The sequence below is a fragment of the Rhizobiaceae bacterium genome (assembly GCA_023953835.1).
In the GTDB taxonomy this organism is placed as follows: domain Bacteria; phylum Pseudomonadota; class Alphaproteobacteria; order Rhizobiales; family Rhizobiaceae; genus Mesorhizobium_G.
In genome coordinates this window covers 1,343,576-1,360,378 of the sequence record JAMLJB010000001.1, presented here as the reverse complement: position 1 = coordinate 1,360,378, position 16,803 = coordinate 1,343,576, and the positions used below count along the sequence as shown (strand labels likewise).

At 62.2% G+C, this 16,803-nt stretch carries 15 protein-coding genes; 7 read left to right on the top strand and 8 right to left on the bottom strand.

The genetic code is table 11. The features are described from left to right. Positions 1–14: 14 nt before the first annotated feature. From M9924_06315 to M9924_06300, 4 genes are all read right to left on the bottom strand, one after another. Positions 15–1,679, bottom strand: a complete 1,665-nt coding sequence (locus M9924_06315; GenBank protein MCO5064016.1) for an alpha-glucosidase family protein — start codon at positions 1,677–1,679, stop codon at positions 15–17. A gap of 2 nt (positions 1,680–1,681) precedes the next feature. Further along, positions 1,682–2,848: a carbohydrate ABC transporter permease gene (locus tag M9924_06310; protein MCO5064015.1), complete on the bottom strand. Its 1,167-nt coding sequence runs from the start codon at positions 2,846–2,848 to the stop codon at positions 1,682–1,684. Between the two features lies 1 nt (position 2,849). Then, positions 2,850–3,860: a sugar ABC transporter permease gene (locus M9924_06305; GenBank protein ID MCO5064014.1), complete on the bottom strand. Its 1,011-nt coding sequence runs from the start codon at positions 3,858–3,860 to the stop codon at positions 2,850–2,852. A gap of 122 nt (positions 3,861–3,982) precedes the next feature. After that, positions 3,983–5,338, bottom strand: a complete 1,356-nt coding sequence (locus tag M9924_06300) for an ABC transporter substrate-binding protein (GenBank protein MCO5064013.1) — start codon at positions 5,336–5,338, stop codon at positions 3,983–3,985. Between the two features lie 242 nt (positions 5,339–5,580). Here M9924_06300 and M9924_06295 point away from each other — a divergent pair, with 242 nt between their 5' ends. Beyond that, entirely contained in the window at positions 5,581–6,603 is a 1,023-nt protein-coding gene (locus M9924_06295) for a substrate-binding domain-containing protein (protein ID MCO5064012.1), read from the top strand. Here M9924_06295 and nagA read toward each other — a convergent pair. The 4 genes from nagA to M9924_06275 are packed head-to-tail and all read right to left on the bottom strand — an operon-like array spanning position 6,600 to position 10,429. Then, positions 6,600–7,760, bottom strand: coding sequence for an N-acetylglucosamine-6-phosphate deacetylase (gene nagA / locus M9924_06290; GenBank protein ID MCO5064011.1), 1,161 nt, complete (start codon positions 7,758–7,760; stop codon positions 6,600–6,602). The genes M9924_06295 and nagA overlap by 4 nt on opposite strands. Then, on the bottom strand, positions 7,757–8,782 hold the full coding sequence (locus tag M9924_06285; protein MCO5064010.1) for an SIS domain-containing protein: 1,026 nt from the start codon (positions 8,780–8,782) through the stop codon (positions 7,757–7,759). Before M9924_06285 ends, nagA begins: the two co-directional genes overlap by 4 nt. Then, positions 8,779–9,555 carry a GntR family transcriptional regulator gene (locus M9924_06280; protein MCO5064009.1) on the bottom strand — a complete coding sequence of 259 codons (777 nt, stop codon included), beginning with the start codon at positions 9,553–9,555 and terminating at the stop codon, positions 8,779–8,781. The genes M9924_06285 and M9924_06280 overlap by 4 nt, the downstream gene beginning before the upstream one ends. Continuing rightward, entirely contained in the window at positions 9,545–10,429 is an 885-nt protein-coding gene (locus tag M9924_06275; protein ID MCO5064008.1) for an N-acetylglucosamine kinase, read from the bottom strand. Before M9924_06275 ends, M9924_06280 begins: the two co-directional genes overlap by 11 nt. Before the next feature lie 175 nt (positions 10,430–10,604). Between M9924_06275 and M9924_06270 the strand changes: the two genes are divergently transcribed. From M9924_06270 to M9924_06245, 6 genes are all read left to right on the top strand, one after another. Beyond that, positions 10,605–11,555, top strand: a complete 951-nt coding sequence (locus tag M9924_06270; GenBank protein ID MCO5064007.1) for an N-acetylmuramic acid 6-phosphate etherase — start codon at positions 10,605–10,607, stop codon at positions 11,553–11,555. A gap of 47 nt (positions 11,556–11,602) precedes the next feature. Then, a complete protein-coding gene (locus M9924_06265; protein ID MCO5064006.1) occupies positions 11,603–12,811 on the top strand; it encodes an ABC transporter substrate-binding protein in 1,209 nt (402 codons plus the stop codon). 145 nt (positions 12,812–12,956) lie between these two features. Beyond that, complete coding sequence (locus tag M9924_06260) at positions 12,957–13,889, top strand: sugar ABC transporter permease (protein MCO5064005.1); 933 nt, start codon at positions 12,957–12,959, stop codon at positions 13,887–13,889. Between the two features lie 7 nt (positions 13,890–13,896). Next, on the top strand, positions 13,897–14,736 hold the full coding sequence (locus M9924_06255) for a carbohydrate ABC transporter permease (GenBank protein ID MCO5064004.1): 840 nt from the start codon (positions 13,897–13,899) through the stop codon (positions 14,734–14,736). Then, a complete protein-coding gene (locus M9924_06250) occupies positions 14,733–15,794 on the top strand; it encodes a Gfo/Idh/MocA family oxidoreductase (GenBank protein ID MCO5064003.1) in 1,062 nt (353 codons plus the stop codon). The genes M9924_06255 and M9924_06250 overlap by 4 nt, the downstream gene beginning before the upstream one ends. A gap of 24 nt (positions 15,795–15,818) precedes the next feature. Beyond that, positions 15,819–16,802: an ATP-binding cassette domain-containing protein gene (locus M9924_06245; GenBank protein ID MCO5064002.1), complete on the top strand. Its 984-nt coding sequence runs from the start codon at positions 15,819–15,821 to the stop codon at positions 16,800–16,802. Position 16,803 lies beyond the last annotated feature (1 nt).

The window sequence follows — 16,803 nt, the reverse complement described above, 5'->3', positions numbered from 1 at the left end:
TCCCGGATTTCAGCCTACAGGACCCGCCCGAAAAAGGCGCAGTAGGGTTTGAGCTTGATCGTGTCGCCGTTGCGCTCGGAATTGAAGCCGTGGCCGGCGAGCGGCTCGGCCTTCAGTCCGCTTTCAAAGTTCCGGCCTTCCGCGCCGAGATTGAAAACGCACAGAATGGTCTCGTTGCCGAAGCTGCGCAGGAAGGCGACCACATCCTCCGGCGCCTCGATGAACTCGATCTCGCCTTTCGCGAATGCCGGATGCGCGCGGCGAAACGCGATGAAGCGACGATAGTGTTCCAGCACGGAGTGCCTGTCGCCGAATTGCTGGCTGACGGCCATCGGCAGATGCTCCGCCGGCACCGGCAGCCACGGCCTGCCGTCCGAGAATCCGCCATTTTGCGACGTGCGCTCCCACACCATGGGCGTGCGGCAACCGTCGCGGCCCTTGAATTCCGGCCAGAAGCGGATGCCGTAGGGGTCCTGCAAATCCTCGAAGGCAAGTTCCGCTTCGGTCAGGCCAAGCTCCTCGCCCTGGTAAAGGCAGACTGACCCGCGCAGCGACATGATGAGCGCCGAAAGCAGCTTGAGATAGCCTTCGCGATCCTTTTCGCCTGCGCCCCAGCGGGTGGCATGGCGAACGACGTCATGGTTTGAAAACGCCCAGCACGCCCAGCCGTCGCGCGCCACGCGCCCGAAATCCTCCAGCACGGCCTGCACCCTGGCGGCGCTGATCTTTTCGGGCGCCAGGAAGTCGAATGCGTAGCACATGTGGACACGTTCATTGCCCGACGTATAGGCCGCGACGACTTCGAGGCCGCGCTGGGAATCGCCCACCTCGCCCACGGACGCCGCCGCCGGATACTCGTCCAGCACGGCGCGGAACCGCTCCAGGAAGCCGAGATTCTCGGGACGGCTCTTGTCGTAGACATGGTCCTGGAAATTGTAGGGATTGACGGCGGGCGCCGTCTGGTCGTTGCGATCCTCCGGCCTCAGCGGCGGATTGTCCTCAAGGCCCTCGCTGTGAAAATAGAAGTTGATCGTGTCGAGGCGGAAACCGTCCACGCCGCGATCCAGCCAGAAGCGCGCGACATCCAGAAGCGCGTCCTGCACATCCCGGTCGTGGAAGTTCAGGTCGGGCTGCTCGGAAAGAAAATTGTGCAGGTAATACTGCATGCGGCGCGTGTCCCACTGCCATGCGGAACCGCCGAAGATCGACAGCCAGTTGTTGGGAGGCGTGCCGTCCGGCTTCGCGTCGGCCCACACATACCAGTCGGCCTTCGGGTTACCCCGCGAGGAACGGCTTTCCTTGAACCATGGATGCTGGTCGGAGGTGTGGGAGATCACGCCGTCCACCATGACCTTCAGGCCGAGCCCATGCGCCGTGGCGATGAGATCGTCGAAATCCGACAGCGTGCCGAACATCGGATCGATGCCGCGATAGTCCGAGATGTCGTAGCCGAAATCCTTCATCGGAGAGGTGAAGATCGGCGAAATCCAGATCGCATCCACGCCAAGTTCGGCCACATAAGGCAGGCGCTCGATGATGCCGCGAAGGTCGCCGATGCCGTCGCCGTCGGAGTCCTGGAAGCTGCGCGGATAGATCTGGTAGATCACCGCGCCGCGCCACCAGTCGCGGTCGGGCGCGGCTTGCGGCTCGGTTTCCACGCGCTGGACTGCCTGGGCCATCCTCAACCTCCCTTGACGGAGCCGGCCAGCAGGCCGCGCACGAAATAACGCTGCAACGAGAAGAACACGATCAGCGGAACGATAATGGTGATGAAGGCGGAGGTCGTGAGGATTTCCCAGTCGCCGCCGCGTGAGCCGAGCAAGGCATTGAGGCGACCCGTCAGCACCAGTTGGTCGTTGCCGGAACCGAGGAACACCATCGCCACCAGCAGGTCGTTCCAGACCCACAGGAACTGGAAGATCGCAAACGACGCCAGCACGGGGAATGACAGCGGCAGCACGATCTTGACGAAAATCTCGAAGTCGCTCGCACCGTCGATGCGCGCGGACTCCATCAGTTCGCGCGGCAGCCCGGCCATGTAGCTGCGCAGCAGATAGATGGCGAAGGGCAGGCCGAACCCGGTATGCGCGAGCCAGATGCCGAGATAGGTTTTCGACGGCACGCCGAACAGATTGCCGACGCCGTTGTACAATTCCAGCAGCGGTATAAGCGCCATTTGCAGCGGCACGACCAGCAGGCCGATGATGACCGCAATCAGCAGCGCGCGGCCCGGAAAGCGCATCCATGCCAGCGCATAGGCGGCGAAGGCGGCGATCATGATGGGAATGATCGTTGCCGGGATCGTGACGGTCAGCGAATTGAGGAAGGAACGCCCGATGCCTTCCGAAAACAGCACGGTCCGGTAGTTTTCATGCGTGAATTTCGGCGGAACGGTTGCCGCGAAATAGACGCGCCGGCCATTGTTCCCGTCGAAGGCGACGGGCGAGGAATAGACATAGGACCCGTCCTCGTTCACCTGCAGGGTCACGCCGTCCTTGAGGTCGGCCACGTCGCCCGCCTTGAACTCCGTCGGTTGCGCCGAACGCGTGCCGAAGGCGCTCACGGCGGAAGTCCCTGGCGTTTCGAAGAGATTGCCTTCGATGACGAATTTGCCGTCCTTTTCAACCTGCGCCGAAGGCGGTGCGAGTCGTGTTGCGCTGGTCTGCGTCGATGACGCGAAGGAGGTCCACCAGCCCGATCCGACGATCTGGTCCTTGTCGCGCAGAGACGTTACCAGAATGCCGATGGTCGGCAGCGTCCAGAGCAGGACGAAAAACAGCACGGCGAGGTGAACGCCGAAGCGTCCGAAGAAGGATTTGCCGGCCGACTTGCCGCTGGGTTGAGCCATGTCAGCGTCCTCCCTCTTTGTTCGCCTGCCGGATATTCCAGATCATGATGGGCAGCACGCCGATCATGATGACGATGGCAATGGTCGCGCCGCGCCCGAAATCGCCGCCGCCCCGGAACATCCAGTTGAACATCAGATTCGCGAGAACCTGGCTGCTCCACTGACCATTGGTCATGGTCAGCACGATGTCGAACACTTTCAGCACGAGAATGGTGATCGTCGTCCACACCACGAGGATCGTTCCCCAGATCTGCGGGATCATGATCTTCCAGAAAATCTGGAACGGGTTTGCGCCGTCGATCACCGCCGCCTCGATGGTTTCCTCCGGTATGCCCCTTAGGGCGGATGACAGGATGACCATCGCAAAGCCGGTCTGGATCCAGATCAGGATGACCATCAGGAAAAAATTGTTCCAGAAGGGCAGCGAAATCCAGACCTGCGGCTGGCCGCCGAAGGCTTGCACGATGGCATTCAGCAGGCCGATCTGCTCCTGTCCGTCGCCGCGATATTCATAGACGAACTTCCAGATGACCGACGCGCCGACGAAGGAAATCGCAAGCGGCAGGAAGATGAGGCTCTTGGCGATGGTGCCCCACCAGATCTTGTCGGTCAGCACCGCGATCACGAGACCGAGAAACGTGCATGCGGCGGGCACCACGATCAGCCACATGAGATTGTTCAGGAGCGAATTGTGAAACTCCTGATCGCTGGCCAGCCAGGCATAGTTGGAGAGGCCGACGAAATTGTCGCCGCCCTTGTCGTAGAAGGAATAGATGAGCGTCGAGATGACCGGATAGATCAGGTAGACACAGAGGATAAGGATCGCCGGACCGATGAAAAGCCAGGGGCGGATCAGGCCCTGCCGCCTCAGATTGTCCACCGCCGCAGCGCCGCTCACGCCGCGCGAGGGAAAGACGAGATCGACAAGCTTGTTGGCGCCCCAGAAATAGGCAAGGCATCCACCGACGCCGACCACGATCACGATGATTGCCGAAAGAACCTGCGAAGCCATTGTGAGTCCCCTCTCGTCTGATCGTAACGGACCGTACCCTCAATCGTTGGGGGCGGTCGTGGACCCCCGAAAGGGTCCACGACCTCGGGCTGGAGGCCCGGGAGGAACTTGGGGTCGCGATCCTACTTGATCGCGTCCCAGCTCTTCTGGATATCGGTGGCGACCGCTTCCGGCGACTTGCCGCCGACGAGATCGATCATGCCCGTCCAGAAGGAGCCCGCGCCGATCTTGCCGGGCATCAGGTCCGAGCCGTCGAAGCGGAAGGTCGTGGCGTTGACCAGAATGTCACCCTGGCGACGCAGTGCATCATTGGCATAGGCCTCCGGCTTGGCCGATTTAAGTGGCGTCAGGAAGCCGGATTGGGCCATCCAGATTTCATGCGCGAGCGGCATCTTCAGGAATTCGATGAAGGCGCGCGCGGCCTTGGAATCCTTGGTGATGGTGACCAGCGTTCCGCCGCCCAGCACAGGCTTGCCGAGGTCCGCATGCTCCTCCATCGGCGGCAGGTAGAAGAAATCCGCGCCTTCACCGAGCACTGTCCCCTGCGGGAAGAAGGATGAAATAAAAGATGCCTGACGGTGCAGGTAGCATTTGGGCGGAACGGTGAAGAGGCCGCCGGGACTGTCGCGGAAGTCGGTCGCGGCAACCGCCGCCACGCCGCCGTCGACATATTTCGGATTGGTCGCGATCTTGGAGAAGATATCCAGCGCATTTACCACGGCCGGGTCGTTGAACGGAATTTCGTTGCGGGTCCACTTGTCGTAGACGTCGGGCGACTGGGTGCGCAGCATGATGTCCTCGACCCAGTCCGTCGCGGGCCAGCCCGTGGCCCCGCCAGAGCCAAGCCCGATGCACCACGGCACGCCGCCATCCGCGACGATCTGGTCGGACAGCTTCATGAGGTCTTCCCAGGTCTCGGGAACCTCATAGCCGTTTTCTTCAAAGTTTTCCGGCACATACCAGACGAGCGATTTCAGGTCGGCCTTGTAGGGAAAGGCGAAATATTTAGAGCTTCCGTCCTTGTCCTTGTAGGTGCCGAGATCGACCCATGACTGGCCCGCGCCGTAATTGTCCTTGACGAAAGTGGCGGTCGCATCGTCCAGAGGGATCAGCAGCCCCTTGGACGCCAAATCCTGGATAAGGCCCGGCTGCGGCAGGATCGCGATGTTCGGCGGGCTGCCCGCCTGCGTGTCTATGACGATCTGCTGCTCATAGTTCTCGGACGAGGCATAGTTGATCGTCGCGCCTGTGGCTTCCGAGAAATACTCCAGCACCGAACGGATCAGCGCTTCGTCCTCGCCCCGCCATGGGCCGAAGATGGAAAGCGTCTCTCCTTTGAGGTCAACCTTCTTCAGTTCGTCGTAATTGGCCCAGTCGAATTTCGAATCTTCACCCGGCGCGAATTTCAGTTCCGCCGATGCGGGTGCGGCGAAGGCGGCCAGCATGAATGCCGCCCCCAGCATGAGTTCTTTCTTCATGACACTTCCTCCCTGGTCATTCCGAAATGCCGGAACAGGGTCCGGCGGCGCCTTCTCCTCAAAGCGCTTTGGCAATTCGTCATTTGAGCCATCAATGCGCGCAACTGTCAAGTCTGCGAATTGTCTAATCGATTGAATTTTTGCAAGATCGGATTTTTGCGGGCGTATTTTCAGTGGCTTTGATCAAAACGCTTGAAAGTTCGGGGGTGTACACAATAATAAAAGCGCTTTGGGGATTGGTAATGAATCTCAAACAGCTATCGCAGATGCTGGAGCTTTCGCAGACCACGGTCAGCCGTGCGCTGAACGGCTATCCCGAGGTCAACGAGGAAACCCGACGCCGCGTCATGGACGCCGCCCGCCGCCACGGCTACCGCCCGAACCCCAGCGCACGGCGGCTGGCGACCGGCAAGGCTGGGATGATCGGCTATATCCTGCCCACCGGCAATGCGGTCGATATCGACCCCCATTTCGTGGAGTTCCTGTCGGGTCTCGGCGACTATGCGCGGGCGCATGACCTCGACCTCGTTCTGAGCCCCGCAGATGCGCTGGACGAAGAAACGACCTATCGCCGTGTGGTCGCCAACAAGCAGGTCGATGCGCTCTATGTCTCGTCGCCCAGACCTGCCGACAAGCGGGTCAAGTTGTTGGAACAATTGGGACTTCCCTACATCGTCCATGGCCGCAGCGAGGGGCTCGGCTTCGACTATCCCTTCACGGACATCGACAATGAGGGTGCGTTTCATCAGGCCGGGCGACTGCTCGTGCAGCTTGGCCACCGCAGGATCGCCCTCATCAACGGCCAGTCAGCCGAGACCTTTGCGATCTTCCGCGAGCGGGGTTTGCGCACTGCGCTGGAATCCAGCGGGGTCGGGCTCGAAACGGCGATGATCCGCTCGCTCACCATGACGGAGGAGAACGGCTATCGCGCGGCCAGAGGTCTGCTGGAATCCTCGCCGCGACCCACCGGCATATTGTGTTCCAGCCTGATCATGGCGCTGGGGGTGGTGCGCGCAGCACGCGATCTCGAAATCGACATGCCGAAGGACCTTTCGCTGATTGCCCATGACGACGTTTTTCCGTGGCTGAAGCCTGAGAATTTCTCGGTTCCGCTGGCGACCACGAGATCTTCCATCCGCACCGCGGGCGCCCGCATAGCCGAGCGGCTGGCCGCCCGAATTTCCGGCCTTGAGGAAGGAAAGCACGGCGAAATCTGGCCGGTCGATCTGGTCGTTCGCGCCTCGGTCGCGGGCGCTCCGGCCTAGGATTCCGGCGCGGCTTCCCCCGCGATCCAGACGCCCAGAATGTCGAGTTTGTCACCGATATGGACGAAATCGGCGCGCGCGCCATTGCCGAACTGGCCATGTGTTTGCGCGACGCCCGCGACCCGCGCCGGGTAGAGCGAGGCCATGCGTAGCGCCTCGCTGAGATCCACGCCGATCGTGCGAACCATGAACCGCACAGCCGACATCATGTCGAGGTCAGCCCCTGCCAAAGTCCCGTCGAGCAAGGTCAATCGGCCGCCTGAACGCTTGATGGTGCGACCGTTCAAGGTGAACTCGGTGAGGTCGGTGCCCAGCGTCGCCATTGCATCGGTCACGAGGAAGATGTTGCCCGGCCCGCGCTTGGCCCTGAGCGCGATGCCGATGCTTTCCGGGTGGACGTGGTAGCCGTCCGCGATCAGTCCCGCCGACACGCCACCGATTGCGAGGACGGCCCCGACCAGGCCGGGTTCGCGGTTGCCGATCTGGCTCATTGCGTTGAACAGATGCGTCACCGTGGAAGCGCCGGCCTCGAAGGCGGCCTGCGCGGCAGCGAAGGTGGCCTCGGTATGGCCGATGCTGACCTTCACGCCTGCTCCCGCCAGTGCCGCAATCTGCTGCGGCGTCACCGATTCCACCGCGACGGTGGTGAGCAGGACCGGCAATTGCTTGCGCGCCGCAATGAGATTGGCAAGGTCGCTCTCTTCCATCTCCCGGATCAGGTCTGGCTCGTGCGCTCCCTTGCGCGCCTGCGACAGATGCGGGCCCTCGAGATGCAGCCCCAGAAATCCCGGAACGCCCAGCCTTGCGGCCTCGATGCCTGCGCCAACGGCTTCCGCCGTGACCTGCGGCGTGTCCGTGATAAGTGTGGCCAGTAGCGCCGTGGTGCCGAAGCGCCGATGGGCCGCACAAATCGTGCGGATGCCGTCGACGCTGCGGTGGTCGTTCAGCATCACGCCTCCGCCGCCGTTCACTTGCAGATCGACAAAGCCCGGCGCGAGGAATCCATCGGAAAATCTGGTGGTCTCCGTTCCGGCAGGCAGGTCGCCCTGCGGCAGGATCGCCGCGACGGTTCCGTCGGCCACCAACAGCGCGGCATTCTCATGCCAGCGTTCCCCGTCGAAGATGCGGGGCGCAATATATGCGATTTGCCCGGTCATAGTGTCTCCGTGACCTTGCGCAGATTGCGCGGCTCGTCGGGGTTCAGCCCACGGCGCAAGGCAAAGGCTTCGATGAAAGAATAGAACGAAGCGACCAGTGCCAGCGGATCGGTGAGCCAATGGCCCGTCGCCGCATAGGGCAGGCGGGCCGCCGCCTTCACCTTGCCGGATGTCGCAAAGACCGCCGCATGCCGTTCGGCCAGCCCGTCCGCCGATTGCGTGACGGTTTCCTCCGATTTATCGCGGCTCGCCAGCACCAAGACCGGAAATCCGGGTCCGACCAGCGCCAGCGGCCCATGCATGACTTCGGCGGCGCTGTAGGCTTCCGCATGGATCGAACAGGTTTCCTTGAATTTCAACGCGACCTCGTTGGCGATTGCCAGCGATGGCCCGCGCCCCAGCACGAACAGCGAATTTTCGTCGCCCACCGCATCGGCGAACATGGACCAGTCGCAGGCAATGGCGTCTTCGAGATGCCGGGGCAGAGCGTGCAATGCGCGCAGTAGTTGGTCATCCCTGATCCAGTACGCCAGCAGGGCGAGACCGGCCACGGCGGAGTTGACGAATGTCTTTGTCGCGGCGACTGACAGTTCCGGTCCGGCGGCAATGTCGATTGCGTGGTTCGAAACCTGCGCCAGCGGCGACCCCGGCGTGTTGGTGAGAGCGATGGTCAGTGCACCGCCTTCGCGGGCCGTTTTTGCCATCGCCACAATGTCAGGGCTCTTGCCGGACTGCGAGATGGCAAGGCAGGCGGCATTCGTCAGTCTGAGCCGCGCTCCGTAGATCGAGCCGATGGACGGCCCGAGCGACGCCACCGGAACACCTGCCGTCAGTTCGATTGCATATTGCAGGAAGGAGGCCGCATGGTCCGAGGAGCCGCGCGCCACGCTGACCAGAACATGCGGGTCGAGCGCCCGCAACGCATCGCCCGTGCGCTGCATTTCCGCCGCCGAACTGTCCAAGAGGCGCGCCACGGCGTGCGGAATTTCCAGAACCTCGCGCCGCATATGGGTCTGCGTCATGCCGCTGCTCCTTCGCCGGAGCCAAGCCGGAGTTCGGCCACGAAATCATAGGCGTCACCGCGATAGACCGAACGCGTGAACTCGACCACCTTGCCGCTCGGAAGGTAAGATATGCGCTCGATGTTCAGGCTGGCCGATCCCGGCTCGACGTTCAGCAGTTCCGCATCCGCCTCGCCGAGATTCGCAGCCGAAATGCGCTGGACGGCCCTGACCGGCTTGCAGCCCTGTTCTTCAAGTGCGGCGTAAAGGGAAGAGCCGATCATATTCGGATCGGGCAGGAACCCGGCCGAAATGGATGCCCGTTCGATGGCAAGCGGCATGTCGTTCGCGATGCGCAGCCGGCTGACGCGCGACACCATCGCATCGGCGGAAAGGCCGAGCGCCATCATTTCTTCCGGGGAGGGTGCGTAGACGCCGCGGTCCAGCCAGACCGAACGCACATCGAGGCCGCGCCGCGCCATATCCTCGGTGAAGGAGGTCAGCCGCGATAGCGATTGCTCGACCCGTTCCATGCGCGGGGCAACGAACGTGCCGGAGCCGTGGCGCTGCACGAGAACTCCATGCTGAACGAGGTCCTGAATGGCCTTGCGCACCGTGACGCGGGAAATGTCGGCGCTGGCGGCGATGTCACGTTCGGAAGGCAGCGCATCGCCCGGCACCAGCGCTCCGCGCCGGACCGCATCCTCGATCGCCTTGCGCAGCCTGACATAGAGCGGGGCTCCCGGCCCGGCTTCTTTCAGCGGTGCGAGGATCAGCGCGGCGTCACCGGACATCCTCGCCTCCCGTTTCCCCGAACAGCCGCGCCGCCATCGCTACCGCCCCGCCCAGAGCATCCCATTGCGGCGGCTGAAGCAGGGAGCGGAAGCGGCTGGAAAGGCGCGGCGCAAAGAGCGGCGCCATGCCGCCAAGCAGGCAAAGCGGCGCGCCGGGCCGAGGGTCCAGCGCATCCAGCGAGGCCTCGATAGCCTGCCTTGCGCGCTCGACAATGCGCAAGGCCGTCTCATCGCCCTTCGCCGCATGGGCGAACACCATTGGAGCAAATCCGCCGAAGTCGCCGGGCTTGGCGGAAGTGGTGAATTCCACCACGTCACGGGGGTCGTTTCGATAGATCGCAAGCACGGCTTCGGTGAGCGCGGTGGCCTTTACGATGCCGTCATGCGCCAGAAGCGTTTCTTCAAGCAGGTCGCGCCCGATGCGCGCGCCGCTGCCCTGATCGCCGATGATGAACCCCCATCCGCCGATGGCCCTGACTTCGCCGCCCTTGCGCGACATGAATGCCGTTCCGGTGCCGAGGATCGCGATTGCGCCGTCGCCCGCGCCGACTGCGCCCTCAAGGGCGATCAATGCGTCTGTCACGACCCGGCTCGTCCTGAACGGTAGGATGGCCTCGACCTGCTGCGCATAGGTACCCACATTGGCTCCGGCAAGCCCAAGGACCGCGGCGGTCTGTGCGAAGATGTCCACGTCCAGTCCCGCATCGGCCAGCGCGAGTTCCGCCGCCTTGACGATGCTGGCGCGCGCGCCGGACAAGTCCGTGCGAATGTTGGCCGATCCGCTGGAGCCGCGTCCGATGATGCGACCGTCAGCCGCCGCCAGAGCGGCGCGGCAGCTCGTGCCGCCGCCATCTATGCCGAGTACATAAGCCAAACGGGCCTCCCTCTGCGGCAATGATACCAATAAAATACCAATTGCCAAGCGTTAACTTTCGGCCTGCTAAAATTTGAACGAAAATGCGCAATTAAGGGATATTGAATGTCAAATCGTTAACGCCCTCTGGACAAGTGGTATTTTTTTGGTATTACTTTGGAGAAGGAGGATGCGAATGGCGGAACGTCGCACCGAGACGCAGCACAGCAAGGCGCAAGGCCTCGACCTTCGCGCGCCGGAAGCGGTTTTGCGTGTGTTGGCCGATGGTCAGACGGAAGCGGCGCGCGCCGTTGTGGCCGCCATTCCTTCCATCGCCCGGGCTGCCGAGGCGGTTGCGCGCGCCTTGGCGGACGGCGGCAGGATCGCATACGCGGCGGCGGGCAGTTCAGGCCTGATGGCGCTGGCGGACGGGCTGGAACTCCCCGGCACCTTCGGGCTTGCGCGTGACCGCATCGTCATCCTGCTGGCGGGCGGCGCGGCCAATTTCCATGAATTGGCCAATGGCGCGGAAGACGACGCGGATCTTGCGCGCTCGGACGTGGCAAATGCGCGGATCGGTGAGGGCGACTGCCTGATCGCTGTGTCGGCAAGCGGCACCACGCCCTATGCGCTCGGCGCGCTGCTGGAAGCGGGGGTTCGCGGCGCGACGACGGTCGGCATCGCCAACAATGCCGGAGCGCCCCTGTTCGACCTCGCCGATGTGCCGGTCCTGATCGAAACGCCGGCGGAGGTGATCGCCGGCTCGACGCGCATGGGTGCGGGAACGGCTCAGAAGATCGCGCTCAACATGATGTCGACCATGATGGCCATTCATCTCGGCCATGTGCACGACGGCTATATGGTCAATCTTCGTCCAGACAATGTGAAGCTCAAGGACCGCGCCGCGCGCATCGTCGCCGCGATTGCCGGTTGTGCGCCGGAAACTGCGGCCGAGCTTCTCGGGAGAAGCGGTGGCTCGGTCAAAGCTGCAATCCTCATGGCGTCAGGCGCCAGGGATGCGGCGGATGCCGAGCGCCTGCTGAAAAGCGCCGGTCAACGACTGCGACCGGCCTTGGCAATGATCGAGGGGAGCACCGGCTCCAATCATAGCGGGGCGAAAACGCCCAAACAGGGAGAATGCAAATGAAAAACAGAGTTCTGATCGCCCTATTGTTGGGATCGAGTGCTATTGGTATGGCCAGCGGCGCATTCGCGCAGGATGCCACGCTGACCATAGAGAGCTGGCGCAATGACGACCTGTCCATCTGGCAGGAGAAGCTCATTCCGGCATTTGAAGCCGCGAACCCCGGCATCAAAGTGACATTTGCGCCGTCCGCGCCCACGGAATACAACGCGGCGCTCAATGCCAAGCTTGATGCCGGTTCGGCAGGCGACCTCATCACCTGCCGCCCGTTCGACGCTTCGCTCGAACTTTTCAACAAGGGTCATCTCGCTGATCTGACCGGCGTGCCCGGCATGGAGAACTTCACCGATGTCGCGAAGTCCGCATGGACCACCGACGACGGCAAGGCCACCTTCTGCGTGCCCATGGCCTCGGTGATTCACGGCTTCATCTACAACAAGGACGCATTCGACCAGCTTGGCATCGCCCCACCCACGACCGAAGCCGAGTTCTTCGCCGCGCTCGACAAGATCAAGGCCGACGGAAACTACATTCCGATGGCGATGGGCACCAAGGACCTCTGGGAAGCCGCCACCATGGGCTACCAGAACATCGGCCCGAATTACTGGCAAGGCGAGGAAGGCCGCCTGGCTCTCATCAAGGGCGAGCAGAAGCTGACCGATCCGCAATGGGTTGCACCCTTTGAGGAACTGGCGAAGTGGAAACCCTATCTCGGCGACGGCTTCGAGGCGCAGACCTACCCCGACAGCCAGAACCTTTTCACGCTTGGCCGCGCCGCCATCTATCCGGCGGGTTCGTGGGAAATTTCCGGCTTCAACACGCAGGCGCAGTTCAAAATGGGTGCGTTCCCGCCGCCGGTGAAGAATGCGGGCGACACCTGCTACATCTCCGACCACAATGACATCGGTATCGGCATGAACGCCAAGACGGCGAACCCAGAGGCGGCGAAGAAATTCCTCTCCTGGGTGGCCTCGCCGGAATTTGCGACGATCTATGCCAATGCGCTGCCGGGCTTCTTCAGCCTGTCCTCGACGCCGGTGAAGATGGAAGACCCGCTGGCTCAGGAATTCGTGTCATGGCGCGACAAGTGCAAGTCGACCATTCGTTCGACCTACCAGATCCTGTCGCGCGGCACGCCGAACCTGGAGAACGAAACCTGGGTGAAATCGGCCAATGTGATCAACGGCACGGAAACGCCGCAGCAGGCTGCCGAGGAACTGCAGAAGGGTCTGGATAGCTGGTATAAGCCGGCAAAGTAAGGCCAAGGCCCTCACCCTTTCCCCGTTCACGGGGAGAGGGTGGCGAAACCTTGAATGACCGCGTCTCTCTCCCCGCAGGCGGGGAGAGATGTCCGGCAGGACAGTGAGGGGCAGAGCCGCCCGCAAAAGGGTAACGACGACAGCCATGGCGACCGAAACCGCATATGCACGACGCCCCTTCCGCTGGCACATTGCGGTGTTCCTCGCGCCCGCGGTGCTGGTCTATACGGCGGTGATGATCCTGCCGCTGTTCGGCACGCTGCAATTGTCACTCTTCCGGGCAGTTGACGGCATCAGCCGGTTCGTCGGACTGGAGAATTTCCGCACGCTTTTCGGCGACCCGCGCTGGTCTTCCAGCTTCTGGAACGCGCTGGGCAACAATATGTGGTTCTTCATCATCCACATGCTGGTGCAGAACCCGATCGGCATAGCGCTGGCGGCGATCCTGTCGCACCCGAAGCTGCGCTTCGCCGCCCTTTACCGCACCGCGATCTTTGTACCGACGGTGCTTTCCTTCGTCGTGGTGGGCTTCATCTGGAAGCTGATCCTGTCGCCGCTCTGGGGCGTCGCGCCCTCGATGATGGGCCTCGTCGGCCTCAAGAGCTGGTTCACGCCATGGCTCGGCAAGGAGGAATACGCGCTGACGGCGCTCGGCCTGATCTCGGTGTGGCAGTTCGTCGGCATTCCGATGATGCTGATCTACGCCGCGCTGTTATCCATCCCCGACGAGGTGATCGAAGCGGCGGAAATGGACGGCATTACCGGCATGGCGCAGTTCTGGAGGATCAAGCTGCCGCTGATCCTGCCCGCCATCGGCATCATTTCGATCCTGACCTTCGTGGGCAATTTCAACGCCTTCGACCTGATCTATTCGGCGCAGGGCGCCATGGCGGGACCGAACTACTCGACCGATATTCTGGGCACGTTCCTCTACCGCACCTTCTTCGGCTTCCAGCTCCAGCTCGGCGATCCCAACATGGGCGCGACGATTGCGTCGATGATGTTCTTCATCATTCTCGCCGGCGTCTGCGTCTATCTGTTCGCCATCCAGACGCGCCTCAGGCGCTATCAGTTCTGAGGCGAAGATGAGCAAGGCAACATCCTCCCCCGTTTGCTCGATCGCCGCCCATGCGGTGCTGATCGCCTACACGCTGATCGCGCTGTTTCCGGTGTTCCTGATCGTCATCAATTCGTTCAAGTCTAGGAACGCCATCTTTCGTTCGCCGCTTTCGCTGCCGGGGCCGGAAACATTCGATCCCATCGGCTACACGACCGTGCTGAAGCAGGGCGACTTCTTCCTCTATTTCCAGAACAGCCTGATCGTGACCGTGGTGTCGCTGTTCCTCGTGCTGCTGTTCGGTGCCATGGCAGCCTTCGCGCTCTCGGAATACCGGTTCAGGGGCAACACGCTGATGGGCCTGTACCTGGCGCTCGGCATCATGATCCCGATCCGGCTCGGCACGGTGGCAATCCTGCAATTGATGGTGGCGAGCGGGCTGGTCAACACGCTGACGGCGCTGATCCTTGTCTATACGGCGCAAGGATTGCCGCTGGCGGTGTTCATCCTGTCCGAATTCATGAAGCAGGTTTCGGACGATCTGAAGAACGCCGGACGCATCGACGGGCTGTCCGAATACCGCATCTTCTTCCAGCTCGTGCTGCCGCTGGTGCGGCCCGCCATGGCGACGGTCGCCGTGTTCACCATGATCCCGATCTGGAACGATCTGTGGTTCCCGCTGATCCTCGCGCCGTCCGAACAGACCAAGACGGTAACGCTCGGCGCGCAAATCTTCATCGGGCAGTATGTCACCAACTGGAACGCGGTGCTGGCGGCGCTTTCCCTCGCCATCCTGCCGGTGCTGGTCCTCTATGTCATCTTCTCGCGGCAGTTGATCCGCGGCATCACGTCGGGAGCAGTGAAATGAGTGCGCAGAAGCCCTTGCGCGTTGTCGTGGCGGGCCTTGGCAATATGGGCCGCAGCCATGCGCTGGCTTATGAAACCAATCCCGGCTTCAAGATCGCTGCGCTGGTGAACCGTTCGGACGTGCTGCTGCCGGAGCAGTTGAAACATCACGCCATCCGCCGTTCGTTCGACGAAGTTCTGACCGATGAAAGGCCGGATATCGCTTCCATCAACACCTATTCGGACAGCCATGCCGACTATGCGGTGAAGGCGCTTGAAGCGGGCTGCCATGTGTTCGTGGAAAAGCCGCTGGCGACGAGTGTCGCTGACGCGCGGCGCGTGGTGGCGGCCGCAAAGGCGAACGGCCGCAAGCTGGTGATCGGCTATATCCTGCGCCACCACCCCTCCTGGGTGCGGCTGATCGCGGAAGCGCGTGCGCTGGGTGGACCCTATGTGTTCCGCATGAACCTCAACCAGCAATCCAGCGGGCCGACATGGGCAACGCACAGGCAGCTCATGCAGACCACGCCGCCCATCGTCGATTGCGGCGTCCACTATGTGGATGTGATGTGCCAGATCACCGATGCGCGCCCGGTCGAGGTGCGGGGCATGGGGCTGCGGCTGTCGGACGAGATAGCGCCCGACATGTACAATTACGGGCATCTGCAGGTCCTGTTCGAAGATGGCTCGGTTGGCTGGTACGAGGCGGGTTGGGGGCCGATGATCTCGGAAACGGCCTTTTTCGTAAAGGACGTGATCTCACCGAAGGGCTGTGTCTCCATCGTCATGGATGAAAGCGCCAGATCGGACGACATCGACACGCACACCAAAACCTCGCGGCTACGTATTCATCGCGCCGCTACAGGAGCGGATGGGAAATTCACCACGCCGGACCAATTGCTTTCGATGGAAGGCGAGCCGGGGCATCAGCAATTGTGTGACCTTGAGCAGGCGTTCCTGCTGAAAGCTGTCCGCGAGGATATGGACCTTTCCCGCCACATGGACGATGCGGTCAAGTCGCTGGCGGTTTGCCTTGCGGCGGACGAGAGCGTGCGCACCGGGCGCGCGGTGAAGCTATAGGAGTTTGCCGTGGGTTCGCTTGCAATCGAAAAAGTCACGAAGTCCTTCGGCAAGGTGGATGTGCTGAAAGGTATCGACCTTGATGTGAAAGACGGCGAGTTCGTCGTTTTCGTCGGGCCGTCCGGGTGTGGCAAGTCAACTTTGCTCAGGATCATCGCGGGGCTGGAGGACGCGACCTCCGGCGGCGTGAACATCGACGGACAGCGCATCAACGACGTTCCGCCTGCGAAGCGCGGCATCGCCATGGTGTTCCAGACCTATGCGCTTTATCCGCACCTGACCGTGAAGAACAATATGGGCCTCGGACTGAAGCAGGCGGGCGAAGAGGCGAAGGAGATCGAGCGCCGGATCGGCGTGGCGTCCACCATGCTGTCGCTGGAGCCGTATCTTGAGCGCCGTCCCGCCGAACTGTCCGGCGGCCAGCGCCAGCGCGTGGCGATCGGGCGCGCGGTCGTGCGGGAGCCGAAGCTGTTTCTCTTCGACGAGCCTTTGTCAAATCTGGATGCCGCGCTGCGGGTGAACACGCGGCTTGAGATCGCCGAACTGCATCGTCGCTTGAAGTCGACAATGATCTATGTGACGCATGACCAGGTTGAAGCTATGACGCTGGCGGACAAGATCGTCGTTCTGAACGCCGGACGGATAGAACAGGTCGGCGCGCCGATGGACCTCTACAACAGTCCTGCCAACACGTTCGTCGCGGGGTTCATCGGTTCACCGAAGATGAACTTCATCGATGGCGCACGGCTTGGCGAGAAGGTGAAAACCGTGGGCGTTCGGCCCGAGCATATTTCGGTCGATGCCAAAGCGGGCGACTGGAAAGGTGTCGTCATTCATGCCGAGCATCTCGGCGCGGACACGAATCTCTATCTGGATACCGAAAAGGCCGGGCGCATCACTGTGCGCCTGTTCGGGGAATACAAGGTCGAGCCGGGCGCAGTCCTGTACGCTACACCCGCGCCGGGACGGGTCTACAGGTTTGGCGAGGACGGGCGAAGGATTGCGTGAT

What these genes read in the sequence shown, in the direction of transcription:
- M9924_06315 (MCO5064016.1), bottom strand. Translation starts at nt 1,679, where the DNA reads ATGGCCCAGGCAGTCCAGCGCGTGGAAACCGAGCCGCAAGCCGCGCCC.
- M9924_06310 (MCO5064015.1), bottom strand. Translation starts at nt 2,848, where the DNA reads ATGGCTCAACCCAGCGGCAAGTCGGCCGGCAAATCCTTCTTCGGACGC.
- M9924_06305 (MCO5064014.1), bottom strand. Translation starts at nt 3,860, where the DNA reads ATGGCTTCGCAGGTTCTTTCGGCAATCATCGTGATCGTGGTCGGCGTC.
- M9924_06300 (MCO5064013.1), bottom strand. Translation starts at nt 5,338, where the DNA reads ATGAAGAAAGAACTCATGCTGGGGGCGGCATTCATGCTGGCCGCCTTC.
- M9924_06295 (MCO5064012.1), top strand. Translation starts at nt 5,581, where the DNA reads ATGAATCTCAAACAGCTATCGCAGATGCTGGAGCTTTCGCAGACCACG.
- nagA (MCO5064011.1), bottom strand. Translation starts at nt 7,760, where the DNA reads ATGACCGGGCAAATCGCATATATTGCGCCCCGCATCTTCGACGGGGAA.
- M9924_06285 (MCO5064010.1), bottom strand. Translation starts at nt 8,782, where the DNA reads ATGACGCAGACCCATATGCGGCGCGAGGTTCTGGAAATTCCGCACGCC.
- M9924_06280 (MCO5064009.1), bottom strand. Translation starts at nt 9,555, where the DNA reads ATGTCCGGTGACGCCGCGCTGATCCTCGCACCGCTGAAAGAAGCCGGG.
- M9924_06270 (MCO5064007.1), top strand. Translation starts at nt 10,605, where the DNA reads ATGGCGGAACGTCGCACCGAGACGCAGCACAGCAAGGCGCAAGGCCTC.
- M9924_06265 (MCO5064006.1), top strand. Translation starts at nt 11,603, where the DNA reads ATGGCCAGCGGCGCATTCGCGCAGGATGCCACGCTGACCATAGAGAGC.
- M9924_06260 (MCO5064005.1), top strand. Translation starts at nt 12,957, where the DNA reads ATGGCGACCGAAACCGCATATGCACGACGCCCCTTCCGCTGGCACATT.
- M9924_06255 (MCO5064004.1), top strand. Translation starts at nt 13,897, where the DNA reads ATGAGCAAGGCAACATCCTCCCCCGTTTGCTCGATCGCCGCCCATGCG.
- M9924_06250 (MCO5064003.1), top strand. Translation starts at nt 14,733, where the DNA reads ATGAGTGCGCAGAAGCCCTTGCGCGTTGTCGTGGCGGGCCTTGGCAAT.